We start from the raw sequence: 14,468 nt of genomic DNA on the forward strand, positions 1-14,468 counted from the left end.
GATAGGGGACCGTCAAGGACATAAGTGTGTGCGGGGGGAGGCCGTCCACCGGGTGTCAGACGGCCTTTCCGCCGGACTTAGGGGCCAGATGCCTCCCGCTCCGCCCGCGCCACCGCCACGTGTGCCCGCAGCAACTCGGCCACGCTCCAGGCCTGGAAGGGGCAGCCGCCGGGCCGCAGGCTGCCGCCGGAGAAGACCTCGCTGACGTGGCCCACGCCCGCCTCCCCCACATGTCCGGTCAGCCCCCGCAGCGCGGCGCGAGCACGGTTCACCTCGCCCCGTGAGAGCAGCAGGTCGATATAGGCGCCCAGCGGCCAGGGCCAGACGGTGCCCTGGTGGTAGGCGGCGTCGCGCACGAGCTGGTCGCCGCCGTAGTTGCCCCGGAAGCGCGGATCGAGCGGACTGAGGGTATGCAGCCCCAGCGGGGTCAGCAATTCGGCCTCGGCCCGCCGCACAGCGGCGTCTACCTGCGCGGGCGAGGCGGGCGTACCGGGCAGGGCCAGGGCGATCAATGCATTCGGGCGGATGCTGGGGTCGGGTTCGCCCTGCGGGGAGAGGGCATCGGCGGGAAAGCCATCTGCCAGGAACGCCGCGAAGCTGGCCCGCGCCTGGTTAAGCAACTCACCGTATTCGGGTGGCTCGCCCAGCAGACGCGAGAGCCGCCCCTCGGCCCCCAGTGCCGAGAGCCACAGTCCTTGAATTTCCACCGGCTTGCCGTGGCGGGGGGTGACTACCCAGTCGGCGATCTTCACGTCCATCCAGGTGAGCTGCACGCCCGGCTCCCCGGCAAGGAGCAGGCCGTCCCCTGGGTCCACCCGGATGCCGTGGTCGGTGCCGCGCACATGCCACTCCAGCAGCTCGCGCAGGCGGGGCAGCGCCTCCCGCGCGAAGGCGAGGTCACTCGTCGCCCCCACGTACCGTTCCAGCGCCACGGCCAGCCACAGTGCCCCATCCACCGTGTTGTACCCGGCGCCCGTGCCGTCCTCCAGAAAATTGTTGGGAATCAGGCCCCGGCGCAGGGTGGTCAGGAACGTCTCCAGCAGGGCGCGGGCCTCCGCATGTCGCCCGGTCGTGAGGGTCAGCCCGGTCAGCGCGATCATGGTGTCGCGTCCCCAGTCCGCGAACCACGGATAGCCCGCGATCACGCTCAGCCCCGCCCTCCCCCGCCGCACGAGGTAGGCGTCGGCAGCCACGGCGAGGGTGGCGACCAATTCGTCCCCATGCAACCCCGTCGCCTCCCACGCCTGGTTCACCAACCCCAGACGCCGCGCCGCTTCCGCGTCGTGGGCGGCCCAGGGGTCGGGCACGTCCCCCTCCAGGCCCCCCACAACCAGGGCGACCTGTCCCCCGCCCGGCGGCAGCGTCACCTGCCACAGCGCCGCCCCCACCCCCCGCTCGTGGTCCGGTTCGCCCCGTGCCTCGTCGTGACGGAAATAGACGCGCTGGGTAAAGGGCTGCGGGGTCAGGCCCTCCACCGCCGCACCGGGGGCGTGCAGGCTCACCCGTGTCTCCCGCGTGCCGCGCACCTTGGCCCGCGTCCCTTCCACCCCGAAGGTCAGCTCCGGCGCCCGCCTGTGCGCGTGGTGCGTATCCCGGTCAGCGAAAAAGCCGCCCAGAGTCAGCGTGACCGCCTCCCGTGCCTCCACCTCGTACAGAAAGGCGACCGCGCCCGAGTGCCGGGGCATGAAGGTCCGTCGCCGCACCCGCACGTCGCCCACGAGTTGCTCGCGTTCGGGCAGCAGGTCGCGCAGGGTCACCCCGACCAGCCAGGTCAACCCGTCTCCCTCGAAGACATTGGGCGCCAGCTCCAGCGCGTGCAGGGTCACCTCGCCCCGGCCCGTGCTGACCCTCTCCAGCGGCGAGACGAGGTGCTGCCAGCGGCCCACCGGGGGCTGGTGACTCACCGCCAGCCCGGAGTAGCAGCGGGTGGGCACCCCGGCAAGGCTGCCTAGCGCGAAGCTGCCCAGGCCGTCGGTGAGCAGCACTTCGAGGTCGGGGTCGCGGGCCTGAAGAGGACCATAAGACTGGAGGGTGGCCGGTGAGGATGACATGGGCCTCAGCATGCCGGGCGCGGGGGGGCCGCGTGGTAGACTGATCTGTCACGCCGGACAGGTGGACAACAGCCGTTTTCTCGCCAGCGTGTGGGAAGGCGTGCGGAGGTGATGAAAATAGCGAAAGAACACAAGGTCAACGAGCAGATTCGCGTCCGCCAGATTCGTCTGATCGGCGCGGAGGGCGAACAGATCGGGATCATTGACACGCGCGACGCGATGGCGATGGCGCGCGAAAAGGGCCTCGACCTCGTGATGGTCAGCCCGCAGGCCGTGCCGCCCGTCTGCCGCCTCCTCGATTATGGCCGCTTCCGCTACGAGCAGCAGCAAAACGAGAAGGAAAATCGCAAGCGTGCCCGTGCCCAGGAAGTCAAGGCGATCAAGTTCCGCGTCAAGATCGACGACCACGACTTCAACACCAAAGCCGGGCACGTGCGCCGCTTCCTCGAAGAAGGCCACAAGGTCAAGGTCACCATCATGTTCCGTGGCCGCGAGCGCACCCACCCCGAACTCGGCGAGCGCATCCTGCACCGCGTGGCCGATACGCTGGCCGACGTGGGCACCCCCGAGGGCATGCCCTCCATGATGGGCATGGACATGAACATGATCATGGCCCCCAAGGCGGCCCCCAAGGCCAAGCCCAGTGAGGGCCGCTCCGAGGACACGCAGGCCGCCGAACCTCCGGCCCCCGCCGGGGAAGCTCCGGCCAGCCCGGCCCCGAGCGCGTAACCTCTCCCGCCTTTCCAGCGGCCTGCCTTCCGGGGTGGGCCGCTGCCTTTTGCCGACTGGAGCCAGGGTTGAGGGCCGGTCCACCTTCTCCCGGCCTCAAACGGGCTAGGCTACGGCCCATGATCAAGATGTACACGACGAGCTGGTGCCCCGATTGCGTGGCGGCCAAGCGGGCGCTGACCCAGAAGGGAATCGCCTACGAGGAAATCAACATCGAGCAGGACGAGGGGGCAGCCGAGTACGTCATGAGCGTCAACGGCGGCAAGCGCAGCGTGCCCACGCTCGTCAGCGGCGACGTGGCCCACAGCCTCAGCGGCTTCCGCCCGCAGAAGCTCGACGCCTTCCTGGCCGAAGCCGGGTTGTAACGTCTGCTCCGGGTGATAGGGGGAGGGGTCCGCGCGGCCGCCTCCCCATGTTCGCAGCCACGGCCCCGCGCGGTTGCCCCCGGCCCACCCCGCCCGCTATCCTGCCTCCCATGAGTCTCCTTGCCCGTCACTCCGGTCTGGTGATAGGGGCAGGAGCGTCCCGGCGACCGCCGATGCCCGGCCCAGTCACGCGAACTCCCAGCGCCTGAGACCCCACGCGGCTCTCAGGCGCTCTGCTGGATTCGCGGCCAGACCGGGTCTTTTCTTGCCTTTTGCCAGGCTTATTACAAGGAGTTCTCTATGCACGTCACCCTGCCCGATGGAAAACAACTCGATCTGCCCCAGGGGGCCACGGCCCTCGACGCCGCCCGTGCCATCGGCCCCCGCCTCGCGCAGGACGCTTTGGCCGCGACCGCCAACGGCGACCTCGTGGACCTGATGTCCCCGCTGCCCGACGGCGCGAGCATCACGCTGATCACCAAGAAGAACCCCGCCGAGGCCGCCCCCCTCTTCCGGCACTCGCTGGGGCACGTGATGAGTCAGGCGGTGGGCGAGTTCTACAAAGCGAAAGGTTACGGCCCGCAAGACATCAAGCGCGGCGTCGGCCCCGCCATCGAGAACGGCTGGTATCAGGACTTCGACCTGCCCGAGCCGCTGCGCGAGGAAGACCTGCCGGAAATCGAGCGCCTCATGCGCGATATCCTCTCGCGTGGGCTGGACTTCTCCCGCCGCGAGGTCAGCAAGGACGAGGCCCTTGCGCAGTTCCCCCACGACCCCTACAAGGCCGAACTCATCCGCGAACTGCCGGAGGGCGAAGCGATCACCCTCTACCAGCAGGGCGACTACGTGGACCTCTGCCGGGGACCGCACTTCCCCAACACGGGCAAGCTCCCCGCTGCCTTCAAGCTGATGAGCACGTCGGGCGCGTACTGGCGCGGCAACGAGAAAAACCCCATCCTTCAGCGGGTCTACGGGGTGGCCTTCGCCACGCAAAAGGAGCTCGACGAGTACCTCGAACGGCTGGAGGAGGCCAGGCGCCGCGACCACCGCAAGCTGGGCCGTGAACTCGAACTGTTCACCATCGACCCGATGGTCGGCAAGGGCCTGCCGCTGTGGCTGCCCAACGGCACGGTGCTGCGCGAGGAACTCAGCCGCTTCCTGCGCGAGCAGCAGTTCCAGCGGGGCTATCAGGGCGTGGTGACACCGAACATCGGCAACCTCGACCTGTTCCGCACGTCGGGCCACTACCCGTACTACGCCGACAGCCAGTTCAACCCCATCGACGTGGATGACGAGCAGTACATGCTCAAGCCGATGAACTGCCCCTTCCACGTACGGATCTACGCCAGCAAGCCGCGCAGCTACCGCGACCTCCCGGTGCGGCTGGCCGAGTTCGGCACGGTGTACCGCTACGAGATGAGCGGCGAACTCAACGGCCTGACGCGCGTGCGCGGTTTTACTCAGGACGACGCGCACATCTTCGCCCGGCCGGACCAGCTCAAGAAGGAATTCCTCGACGTGCTGGACCTCACGGTCCTCGTTCTGAAGACCTTCGGCATGGAGGACGTGCGTTTCCGGGTGGGCGTGCGCGACCCCGAGTCCGACAAATACGTGGGTGACCCCGCCCAGTGGGACCGGGCCGAGGCGCAGATCATGGAGGCGGTGGAGGAGGTCGGCTTGCCGTACACGGTGGAACCCGGCGACGCGGCCTTTTACGGCCCCAAGCTCGACTTCGTGGTCAAGGATGTGCTGGGGCGCGAGTGGCAGCTTGGAACGATTCAGGTGGACTACAACCTGCCCGAGCGCTTTGACATCTCGTACACCGGTGAGGACGGGCAGGACCACCGCCCGGTGATGATCCACCGTGCTCCCTTCGGCAGCCTGGAGCGCTTCGTGGGCATCCTGATCGAGCACTACGGCGGCGACTTCCCGCTGTGGCTCGCGCCCCGGCAGGTCATGATCATCCCCATCGCCGACCGCCACATTCCCTACGCCGAGACGCTCGCCAACGAGTTCAAGGCCGCCGGAATGCGGGCCGAGGTGGACGGCTCCGCCAACCGCATGAACGCCAAGGTCCGCACGGCCGAGCTCTCCAAGATCCCCGTCATGCTCATCGTCGGGGATCAGGAAGAGGCGCGGCGCGAGGTCAGCGTGCGCGAACGCACCCCGGAAGGCCACAAGGAGCGCAAGGGCGTGGACTTCGCGGCGCTGCTGGCCGAGTTGCAGGAACGGGTGCGGACGCGGGCGTAAGGATAAGGAACAGGCAGGGGAGAGGGGCCGGTTACGTCCACCGGCCCCTCTCCTCTTGGTCAGCGGTTCGCCGCTTCCTCTGTCAGTACCGTTTTCAGCAGGTCGGGCCGGTCCGTGATGATCCCGTCCACCCCCATCCGGATCAGGCGGCGCATCTCGGCGGGGTCGTTGATCGTCCAGATCTGCACGGCCACGCCCCGCGCATGCATGGCCCGGACGAACGCGGGCGTGACCACCTCAATATTTCCGGCTCGCACCGGCACCTGCGCGACCCGGCCCGGCAGCGGTGCGAGGGCTGAGAGTCCTACCTTGCCCAGCAGCACGGGCAGGCGCAACTCGCGCTCGGTCATGCTCGTCATGACCTCGGGGCAGGCGGCACGGAACTCGTTCAAGGCCCGGTCGCTGAAGCTCGCGGCGATGACCCGTCCGGTCGCGCTCGCGTCACGCAGCGCCTTGCAAAACGGCGCGGCGATGCTGGGCGACTCCTGCTTCAGCTCGATGACCATCGGCAGGTTGGGAAACTCGGTCAGCACCTCCGAGAGCAGGGCGACCTGCACGCCCTGACCCCGGTAGGGGAAGGTCTGGCCCCCGTCGGGCGAGAAGGCGTACCCCGCGTCGGCGGCCTGCACCTCCGCCAGCGTCAGGTCGGCGATGCGCCCCCGCGTGTTCGTCAGGCGGTCAAGCGCCGCGTCGTGCGACAGCACCAGCACGCCGTCCCTGGTGGCGTGCATGTCCATTTCCAGCAGGTCCACGCCGAGTTCAGCGGCGTGGCGGTAGGCGGGGAGCGTGTTGCTGGGACGCAGAAGTTCGCCGCCCTGGTGGGCAATATTGAGGGTGCGGCCCTGCACATAGGGGTTGGCGGGCGGGGAGCTGGGGGCGCAGCCGACGAGAAGCGCGGCCAGCAGGCCGACGGGCAGCAATCTGGGCATGGTGCCTCCTACTGTAGCCTGCGCCGCCGTGCGCTTTACAGCCTGGGGGGGCCGTGCTAACATTCCTTCCGCTGGGAGAGGAGTGCCCTCCAGCCCCGCCCCAAGGCGCTGTAGCCAAGTGGTAAGGCAGAGGTCTGCAAAACCTCCACCACCGGTTCGAGTCCGGTCAGCGCCTCCAAGTTTTACCCCGCAGTCCTCACTGCACGCAGAACCGTAGCTCAGGGGTAGAGCACTACCTTGACACGGTAGGGGTCAGGGGTTCAAATCCCCTCGGTTCTACCAGATGGCCCTCGCTCCGGCGAGGGTTTTTCCTTTGTGTGACCGCACAACAAGGCCCCCGGTACAGGTCCGGGGGCCTCGGCAGTTGGGCGGCTTACTCCTTCACACCCCCGGCCACGGTCCCACCCACAAAGTAGCGCTGGAAGCCGTAGAAGAGGGCCACGATGGGCAGCGCCCCCAGGGTCGCGGCGGCGGCAAACACGCCCCACTGGGTCGAGAACTGGCCCTGGGTGAAGCTCAGCAGCATCACGCCGACGGTCCACTTTTCCACGCCGGTCAGCAGCACGTTCGCCAGGATGAACTCGGCGTAGGTGCCGATGAACTGGTTCAGGAAGATAAAGGCCAGCATCCCGCCCGAGAGCGGCAGCACCACCCGGAGGAAAGTCTGCCAGCGGGTCGCGCCGTCCACCATCGCCGCTTCCTCCAGCGACTCGGGCAGGCTCTCGACGTAGCCCTTGAAAATCCAGGTGTTGAAGGCGATGGCCCCGCCCGAGTAGGCCAGGATCAGCCCGGTGAAGGTGTTGGTCAGGCCCAGCGTCACCATCAGCGCGTAGACGGCGACGAGCGCCAGAAAGACCGGGAACATCTGGATAAAGATGTAAAAAAGCAGCATCTGGAAGCGGCCCGGAAAGCGCAGCCGCGCCATCGCGTAGCCGGAGGTGGTCGAGAGCAGGATCGCCAGCACCCCCGTCAGGCCCGAGACCAGCATGGTATTGCGCACCGACAGCACGAAGCGGCTCTCGTTGTCGGGGCCGGTGAACTGCGCCGGGGTCATGAAGATCACCAGCAGCGCGAGCGCCCCGATCAGGGCGTACATCGCCCACGACCGGGCGCGGCTCAGGCCCGCGTTCTCGCGGCCCAGGCGACCGGCCAGCGCGAACAGCAGCACCGCCGCCAGCGCCGCCCCCACGATGCCTGCCAGCAGCAGTTGCCAGCCCGGCAGCGTGATGCCGTTAAAGAGCCGGGTGAAGTTCTCCAGGCTCAGCACGTCCAGGTTGGGCAGCAGGCCCGAGCGGTAGAGAATGTTCGGGTTCTCGAAATCCGGGAAGGCGAAGAGGCTGTTGCGCGGATCGAAGGCGGCCAGCAGCACGTAGAAGAGGGGATAGATCGCCACCAGCACAACCAGGATCAGGAACAGGTGCGTGAGCTGATCGCCCAGCACGGCGAGGTAGCTGATGCGGCGCCCGGTGCGGGCCTGCCCGATACGTTGCCCGATCAGGCTGGTCAGGGCCAGCACGCCGCTCGCCGCCAGCAGGAAGAGCAGGAAGCGCACCCAGCCGTTTTCCACGAAATAGATCGTGAAGCTGCGCTGCCGGTCTTGCATGCTCTGCACGAGGTAATAGGCCAGCACGCCGAAACCGACTAGCAGCGCGGCCAGCGCCAGCCAGGGCAGGGCGCGGCGCAGAAAGCTAGGCTCCTTATGGACGTAGCCGCCGGGCGGCAGATTCTGGTCACGGGGCGCCGTGGTCATCGCCGGGCCTCCTCAAAGACCCCAGCCGCCTTGAAGTTCACCAGACTGATGGCGAGGGTCAGGAAAAAGACGATCAGCGCGATGGCGCTGGCCAGGGCGTAGTTTTGCCCCCCGCTGGCCGCGAAGGCCGTGTTGTAGCCCCACGACAGCAGAATGTCGGTGCTCTGCGCCGTGGCGTCACGGCCTTCTTGGGTCGGCCCGCCCTGGGTGAGCAGATAAATGATGCCGAAGTTGTTGAAGTTGAAGGCGAATCCCGACAGCAGAATCGGCGTGAACGAGTTACGCAGCAGGGGCAGCGTGATGTTCTGGATCTGCTGCCAGCGGCTCGCGCCGTCGATGCTGGCCGCCTCGTAGAGATCGTCGTTGATGGTCGCCAGCGCACTGATGGTGGCCGTCATCATGTACGGAAAGCCCAGCCACAGGTTGACCAGCAGCACGCTGATCTTGGCCCACAGCGGGTCACCCAGCCAGGGAATCGCCGCGATGCCCAGCAGGCCCAGCGACTTGTTCACGATGCCGAACTGCTGGTTGAGCAGCGCCTTCCACATCTGCACGCTGATCACCGCTGGAATCGCCCAGGGCAAGAACAGCAGCGTGCGGTAGATGTTGCGGCCCTTGAGCCGCTTGTTGTAGAGCAGGATGCCCAAGATCAGCCCGGCGATGGCATTGATCACCACCGTGGAAAAGGCGAACACCACCGTCCACACGAAGACCGGCCACAGCGCACTGCTCGCCCGTGCGAAGATCTCGCGGAAGTTGGCGAGCCCCACAAACTCGTAGCGGTTGAGGCGCGTCACACTGACGGGCTGGAACGTCTCTGCGACGGGGGCGGTCAGGGTGACGCTGCGGCCCTCCACCGAGGCGATCTGTGCCCGTACGGGCGTGGAGGCGTCCTCGTCGTACAGCACCGCCGTGTCGCCCACACAATTGGGGTTGGCGCAGCGCAGGAACTCCGCCAACGAGTCCCCCTCGGGAATCTCGGCCAGCGTCAGGGTCCGGCGGTCCGGCGAGAGCGCGGCTTCCGTCCGCACGCCGGTGTCCGGGTTGCCGCTGTTCTGCCCGCTGTAGTTGGTAAAGGCGTAGTTCACCGTCAGCACGATAGGCAGCACCGTGAAGGCCGCCAGAAACACCAGCGACGGCACCAGGTAATACCAGCTCACCATCCAGGGAAAGAGCCGCGCGACCACCGGCATGCCCAGCAGCAGCGCCCCCACGGTGAACACCAGGATCAGGTAAGGAGGCGCTTCCGGGAAGAAGCGGGCGGTCAGGCCCGAGAGCAGCCAGCCAATCAGCACGGCCCCGCCCAGCAGCACGGCCAGAATCAGGATCGCCAGCAAAAAACCGCGCACGCCGTCCGGGGGAGCGGCGCTGCGCGGGCGGGAAGGAGCAGCGGTCAAGGTCATAGGGTAAGAGGCCTCCTCGCAAACAGGGGTGGGGCGGGTCAGAACCGCAGGCGACGCAGCAGGCAGGTGGTTTCCACCATACTCCTCCACGCGAGCGGCGGACGAGCCCGCTGCCCGTCCGCCGAAGTCCAGCAGAAGAGGAGAGGCGCGGTGCGGCTCGCCTCTCCTCTTCTGGAATTACTTGATGTTCTTGTTGATCTCTTGCACGGCCCGGTCAAGAATCTGGCTGTAGTTCTGGTTGGGCTTCTGCACGCTCTGGCCGATGGCATTGGTCCAGGGACCCCACACAGCACCCATCTCCACGACGTTCGGCATCGGGGTGCCCATGCTGATGGTCTTGCCGAAGCCGACGACCACCGGGTCACTCTTGAGCTTGGTGCGGGCCGAGAGGCTCACCGGGATGCGGCCACCCGCCTTGTTGAAGGACACCTGCGCGTCGCTCTTGACGATCTCGCGGGCGAACTGCGCCGCCGCCGCCTTGTTCTTGCTGTAGGCGTTGAGCATCACGCCCTGCACGCCCACGAAGGGGCTCCACTTGCCGCTCGCGCCGGGAGGGGTGGGGAAGGGGGCGATGCCGAAGTTGATGCCCGCCTTCTTGATGTCGCCCATGTTCCAGGGACCCGTGACGATCATGGCCGCCCGGCCGTCCAGGAAGGCGCTCTTGACGGCGTCACCCGTCACCCCCTCGGGAACGAGGTTGTACTTGTAGCGCAGGTCGTTCAGGAACGCGCTGGCCTTGTCGGCACCCGCGTTGGCCAGGCCCACGTCCTTGGGGTTCAGCGTGCCGCCCGTGTTCCTGAACACGTAGCCGCCGTAGGCGCTAATGATGCCGTAGTTGCTGTACGCCTCGCCGATGTCCGTCAGGAAGCCGAAGCGGCCGCTGCCGGTGTTCTTCTGGGCGACGCTGAGAAACTGCGACCAGGTGGTGGGGGCGTTGGGAACCAGCTTCTTGTTGTAGACCAGCGCCACCGACTCGGCAGACATGGGCATACCCATCAGCTTGCCCTTGTAGGTCATCGCCGAGAGGGCCGTCCGGTCAAAATCGCTGCGGCTGGTCACGTAGCGGTCCATGGAGTCAATCACGCCCGCCGCAGCAAGCTGCCCAAGGCGGTCTTGCGGCAGGGTCAGCACCAGATCCGGCCCCTGACCCTTGGGAGCGCTCTGGATGAGCTTGTCCGGAATCTGATCGAAGGGAACGCTGACAATCTGGATGTTGTGACCCGTCTTCTTCTTGAAGGCGTCGGCCTGGCTACGCAGCCAGGTCAGCTCGGGGCCACCAAAGTGAGTCCAGACCGTCAGGTTGGCCGCGCTGGCGCTTCCCAGCAGGGCGAGGGACAGAACCGTCAGAGCTTTTTTCATGGAATCTCCTGGGGAAGCTGGTGTCTGAACCGCTTCCAGCGGGGGAACGTGCGTTCGGGCCACCTGGGAGGTCGGGCAGAGCCGGGACAATTTTCAAACTTTGCTCCGGTGGCTGAGAATCAGTATAGGCAAGAAGGCCTAAGTTGACAAGGGTAGACTCAAGGTTGCGTTTTAACGCTCTGGTCAGAAGAAAATCACCTTTCTTGTACCGACTTCAAGGGCCGTGGTGACGGTGCAGTGGGGGTCATTTGGTCCTGACCGACCGGTCAGGGGTGGTGCTAGAGTGCGCCCATGACTGCCGCCCCCGCCCGCCCACGCGGCCCGCTCTCGCCCAAGCTGATCCTGTTCCTGACCATCTTCGTCGCCATGCTGGGCCTGAGCGTGCTGTTTCCCATCATCGCGCCGTTGGGGCGGGAACTCGGCCTCTCGGTGACGCAGATCGGCTGGTTCTCGACTGCCTACAGCCTCGCGCAGTTCGTCTTCTCGCCGATCTGGGGCAGCCGCAGCGAGCGGGTGGGACGCAAGCCGGTGCTGATTCTGGGATTGGTTGGCTTCTCGCTGAGCTTCGGGCTGTTCGGGGTGCTGGCGGTGCTGGGGGCGCAGGGGGTGCTGGCCGGGGGCCTGCTCTTCGTCCTGCTGGTGCTCTCGCGCGTGGTGGGCGGCGTGCTGTCGAGCGCGACCCTCCCCACCGCGCAGGCGATGATGGCCGACCTCAGCAGCGAGAAGGACCGCGCCGCCGCCATGGGGCTGATCGGTGCGGCGTTCGGGCTGGGCGTGGTGTTTGGTCCGGCGCTGGGAGCGGCCCTGTCAGGGTTCGGACTGACCACCCCCATCTTCTTCAGCGCGGGGTTGGGGCTGGTTACGGCGCTCGCCGCGTGGCGCACCCTCCCCGAGACGCGCCGGGCGGACGCGGCTCCGGCCCCGGCTGGGGAACGACGTGCCCTGTTGGGGCGGCCGGGCATCCTCCTCTTTCTGGCGGTGAGTGCGCTGTACACCCTGGCGAGCGTGGGCATGGAGCAGACCATCGCCTTTTACGTGCAGGACACCCTGCGCCTGACCCCGGAGGGTACGGCGCGGACGGTGGGGCTGATGCTCGCGGTCTTCGGGCTGCTCGCGGCGGCGGTGCAGGGCGGGGCCATGCGGCCCCTGAGCCGCAAGTTCGCGCCGGGACCCCTGATTTCGGTGGGGCTGCTGGTGATGGGAGCGGGCATGTTCCTGCTCCCGCTGGGACAGAGCTTCTGGCCCATCACGGCGGCGCTGGCGGTGATCGGGGTGGGCAGCGCGGTCCTCGGCCCCAGCCTGAGCGCGGCCCTCTCGCTGAGCGCGGGGGCGGGGCAGCAGGGTGCGGTGGCGGGATTGAACAGCAGCGCCCTTGCCCTGGGCCGGATGACCGGACCCCTGATCGGCACCGGGCTGTACCAGGGCGTCGGCCACGCGGCGCCCTACTTCCTGAGCGGCGGCATCCTCCTCGCCCTGCTGCTGTGGACCCTGATCGCCCGGCCCCAGGTCCGCCCGGCGCAGGGGGCGAAGATCTGATCCTGCCAGCCGGGACGGAGCGCACCCCCCAGCCCGCTCTATGCTGCCCCCCATGACGGCTCCGCGCCCCATCTTCAATCCGGCCCGAGCGCTGGCTGTTCGCGTCCTGATGCGCGTGCTGGCAGGCGAGACGTTCGCGGCCCCCGCGCTGGACAGTGCGCTGGCCGCTGCCCGGCTCCCGACCCGCGACGCAGGCCTCGCCACGCACATCGTCTACGGCACCCTGCGCCACGCGCCCACCCTAGAGGCCGCGCTGACACCCCTGCTGCGCGGCGAGACGCACCCCAAAACGAGGGCGTTGCTGCTGGCCGGGGCCTTCGAGAAGCTCGTGCTGGGCACGCCTCCCCACGCGGTCGTCAGCGAATACGTGGGGCTGGCGCGGGGGGCACGGCTGGCTCCGTCCGGCCTCGTGAACGCGGTGCTGCGGCGGATGGACCTTCCCCCCGTCACCGAGGAGACGCGCTTCGCCCTGCCCGGCTGGCTGATCCAGATGTTCCGGGCCGCTTACGGCGAGCGGGCCGAGGCGGTGATGGCCGACCTGCTGACGCCCCAACCGCTCTGGCTGAGCCTCTCGGAAGAGGGGGTCAGGGCGCTGGAAGCCGAGGGCAGCGCCGTGGAGCCGGGGCCGAACGGGGTGGACCGGGTCACGCTGGCGCGGCCCCTGCGCGAGAGTGGCGCCTATCAGCGGGGGCAGGCGCAGCCCATCAACCCAGCCAGCCTCGCGGTCGTGGACGCGCTGGGCGAGGTGGCGGGGGCGAGGGTGCTGGACCTCGCCGGGGGAGCGGGGATCAAGGCCGCCATGCTCGCGGCGCGGGGGGCGCAGGTCACCAGCGTGGACGTGGAGGGGCGCAAGCACGCCGCCGCCCGGCAGAATCTGGCGCGGCTGGGGCTGAGCGCCGACTTCGTGACCCACGACCTGACCGGGCCGCTGAGCCTGCCCCCCGCGCCCCTCGTGCTGCTGGACGCGCCCTGTACGGGGACGGGCACCCTCCGCGCCCACCCCGAGATCAAGCTGCGGCTGACCCCAGAGGCGATAGGGGAGATGGCGGCCCTCCAGAGCCGGATGCTGCCGAACGCCGCCGCGCTCGTGCAGCCGGGCGGTCTGCTGGTCTACAGCGTGTGCAGCGTCGCGCCGCAGGAGGGGGCAGAGGTCGTGGCCGACTTCCTCGCCGCACACCCGGAGTTCTCGCCCGAGCCGCTGCCCGATCTGGACTTGCCCACCGCCCCGGCCGGAGACGGCATGTTGACCGTCATGGAGGACGGTATAGACGGATTTTTCATCGCCCGGCTGCGGCGGAAGCCGTAGGAACCGTCCCAACACGAGAGGGAGGCGAGCGCGTTGGCACTCGCCTCCCTCTCGTGTTGGATTACTCCCGGTCTTACAGCCCTAGTGCGGCGTCCAGCGCCACCTCGATCATCCCGTTGAACGTCATCTGGCGCTCCTCGGCGGTCGTTTCCTCCCGCGTGACGAGGTGATCGGAGACGGTCAGGATGGTCAGCGCCCGGACCCCGTGTTTGGCGGCGAGGGTGTACAGCCCAGCGGCCTCCATCTCCACGCCCAGCACCCCGAAGTCGGCCCAGATTTTGTACTGGTCGAAATCGTCGTGGTAGAAGGTATCGCTCGACATGATGTTGCCGACGTGCGAGGTGAAGCCCCGCTCCTGCGCGATCTGGTAGGCCCGGAGCAGCAACCCGAAGTCCGCGATGGGCGCGTAGGTCTTGGCCCCGAAGCGGATGTTGTTGATGTTCGAATCGGTGCAGGCCGCCTGCGCGAGGATCAGGTCGCGCACATGCACGTGCGGCTGGTACGACCCGCAGGTGCCCACCCGGATCAGGTTCTTGCAGCCGTAGCCGGTGATCAGTTCGCTGACATAGATCATCGAACTGGCGATGCCCATGCCGGTGCCCTGCACGCTGACGCGCTGGCCCTTGTAGGTGCCGGTGTACCCGTGCATGCCGCGCACGGTGTTGTGCAGCTCGGGGTTTTCAAAAAACGTCTCCGCGATGTGCTGGGCGCGGAGGGGGTCGCCGGGGAGCAGCACGGTTTCGGCGATCTGGCCTTCTTTGGCGTTCAGGTGAACCGTCATCGGGGACAG

At 67.8% G+C, this 14,468-nt stretch carries 11 protein-coding genes and 2 tRNA genes; 7 read left to right on the forward strand and 6 right to left on the reverse strand.

The genetic code is table 11. The features are described 5' to 3' along the window. Positions 1-77 precede the first annotated feature (77 nt). The gene (locus tag F8S09_RS00130; RefSeq protein ID WP_227978417.1) at positions 78-2,051 is read right to left on the reverse strand and encodes an amylo-alpha-1,6-glucosidase; all 1,974 of its coding nucleotides are present in this window, start codon (positions 2,049-2,051) and stop codon (positions 78-80) included. Between the two features lie 108 nt (positions 2,052-2,159). Here F8S09_RS00130 and infC point away from each other — a divergent pair, with 108 nt between their 5' ends. The 3 genes from infC to thrS all read left to right on the forward strand — a co-directional run bounded on the left by infC (position 2,160) and on the right by thrS (position 5,395). Then, positions 2,160-2,780 (forward strand): translation initiation factor IF-3, encoded by a 621-nt coding sequence (gene infC / locus F8S09_RS00135; protein WP_322618369.1) that lies wholly within the window; start codon positions 2,160-2,162, stop codon positions 2,778-2,780. 119 nt (positions 2,781-2,899) lie between these two features. Continuing rightward, positions 2,900-3,145, forward strand: coding sequence for a glutaredoxin domain-containing protein (locus F8S09_RS00140; protein WP_152867918.1), 246 nt, complete (start codon positions 2,900-2,902; stop codon positions 3,143-3,145). Positions 3,146-3,445: 300 nt separating this feature from the next. Beyond that, entirely contained in the window at positions 3,446-5,395 is a 1,950-nt protein-coding gene (gene thrS, locus F8S09_RS00145) for a threonine--tRNA ligase (protein WP_152867919.1), read from the forward strand. 59 nt (positions 5,396-5,454) lie between these two features. On the opposite strand, the gene F8S09_RS00150 is transcribed toward thrS, so the two are convergent. Further along, positions 5,455-6,324, reverse strand: coding sequence for a glycerophosphodiester phosphodiesterase (locus F8S09_RS00150; RefSeq protein ID WP_152867921.1), 870 nt, complete (start codon positions 6,322-6,324; stop codon positions 5,455-5,457). Between the two features lie 104 nt (positions 6,325-6,428). Between F8S09_RS00150 and F8S09_RS00155 the strand changes: the two genes are divergently transcribed. Together F8S09_RS00155 and F8S09_RS00160 are read left to right on the forward strand one after the other, a co-directional pair. Beyond that, positions 6,429-6,502: transfer RNA gene (locus F8S09_RS00155), tRNA-Cys, on the forward strand. A 29-nt stretch (positions 6,503-6,531) separates the two neighbouring features. Next, positions 6,532-6,606: transfer RNA gene (locus F8S09_RS00160), tRNA-Val, on the forward strand. A 91-nt stretch (positions 6,607-6,697) separates the two neighbouring features. On the opposite strand, the gene F8S09_RS00165 is transcribed toward F8S09_RS00160, so the two are convergent. The 3 genes from F8S09_RS00165 to F8S09_RS00175 form a co-directional block, all read right to left on the reverse strand. After that, entirely contained in the window at positions 6,698-8,074 is a 1,377-nt protein-coding gene (locus tag F8S09_RS00165; RefSeq protein WP_152867923.1) for a sugar ABC transporter permease, read from the reverse strand. Continuing rightward, positions 8,071-9,477: an ABC transporter permease subunit gene (locus tag F8S09_RS00170; protein WP_152867930.1), complete on the reverse strand. Its 1,407-nt coding sequence runs from the start codon at positions 9,475-9,477 to the stop codon at positions 8,071-8,073. Before F8S09_RS00170 ends, F8S09_RS00165 begins: the two co-directional genes overlap by 4 nt. 177 nt (positions 9,478-9,654) lie before the next feature. After that, positions 9,655-10,836 (reverse strand): sugar ABC transporter substrate-binding protein, encoded by a 1,182-nt coding sequence (locus F8S09_RS00175; RefSeq protein WP_152867931.1) that lies wholly within the window; start codon positions 10,834-10,836, stop codon positions 9,655-9,657. 291 nt (positions 10,837-11,127) lie between these two features. On the opposite strand from F8S09_RS00175, the gene F8S09_RS00180 reads away from it, so the two are divergent. Together F8S09_RS00180 and F8S09_RS00185 are read left to right on the forward strand one after the other, a co-directional pair. After that, on the forward strand, positions 11,128-12,372 hold the full coding sequence (locus tag F8S09_RS00180) for an MFS transporter (RefSeq protein ID WP_152867933.1): 1,245 nt from the start codon (positions 11,128-11,130) through the stop codon (positions 12,370-12,372). Between the two features lie 52 nt (positions 12,373-12,424). Next, a complete protein-coding gene (locus F8S09_RS00185) occupies positions 12,425-13,678 on the forward strand; it encodes an RsmB/NOP family class I SAM-dependent RNA methyltransferase (protein WP_152867935.1) in 1,254 nt (417 codons plus the stop codon). A 73-nt stretch (positions 13,679-13,751) separates the two neighbouring features. Here F8S09_RS00185 and deoD read toward each other — a convergent pair whose 3' ends face one another. Beyond that, complete coding sequence (gene deoD / locus F8S09_RS00190) at positions 13,752-14,459, reverse strand: purine-nucleoside phosphorylase (RefSeq protein WP_152867937.1); 708 nt, start codon at positions 14,457-14,459, stop codon at positions 13,752-13,754. Between the last annotated feature and the right edge of the window lie 9 nt (positions 14,460-14,468).

Source organism: Deinococcus terrestris (assembly GCF_009377345.1).
In the GTDB taxonomy this organism is placed as follows: domain Bacteria; phylum Deinococcota; class Deinococci; order Deinococcales; family Deinococcaceae; genus Deinococcus; species Deinococcus terrestris.

Bases quoted from the DNA above. Each gene is read 5' to 3' on its own strand.
- deoD (WP_152867937.1), bottom strand. From the start codon at position 14,459: ATGACGGTTCACCTGAACGCCAAAGAAGGCCAGATCGCCGAAACCGTG.
- F8S09_RS00150 (WP_152867921.1), bottom strand. From the start codon at position 6,324: ATGCCCAGATTGCTGCCCGTCGGCCTGCTGGCCGCGCTTCTCGTCGGC.
- F8S09_RS00165 (WP_152867923.1), bottom strand. From the start codon at position 8,074: ATGACCACGGCGCCCCGTGACCAGAATCTGCCGCCCGGCGGCTACGTC.
- F8S09_RS00140 (WP_152867918.1), top strand. From the start codon at position 2,900: ATGATCAAGATGTACACGACGAGCTGGTGCCCCGATTGCGTGGCGGCC.
- F8S09_RS00180 (WP_152867933.1), top strand. From the start codon at position 11,128: ATGACTGCCGCCCCCGCCCGCCCACGCGGCCCGCTCTCGCCCAAGCTG.
- F8S09_RS00175 (WP_152867931.1), bottom strand. From the start codon at position 10,836: ATGAAAAAAGCTCTGACGGTTCTGTCCCTCGCCCTGCTGGGAAGCGCC.
- F8S09_RS00170 (WP_152867930.1), bottom strand. From the start codon at position 9,477: ATGACCTTGACCGCTGCTCCTTCCCGCCCGCGCAGCGCCGCTCCCCCG.
- thrS (WP_152867919.1), top strand. From the start codon at position 3,446: ATGCACGTCACCCTGCCCGATGGAAAACAACTCGATCTGCCCCAGGGG.
- F8S09_RS00185 (WP_152867935.1), top strand. From the start codon at position 12,425: ATGACGGCTCCGCGCCCCATCTTCAATCCGGCCCGAGCGCTGGCTGTT.
- F8S09_RS00130 (WP_227978417.1), bottom strand. From the start codon at position 2,051: ATGTCATCCTCACCGGCCACCCTCCAGTCTTATGGTCCTCTTCAGGCC.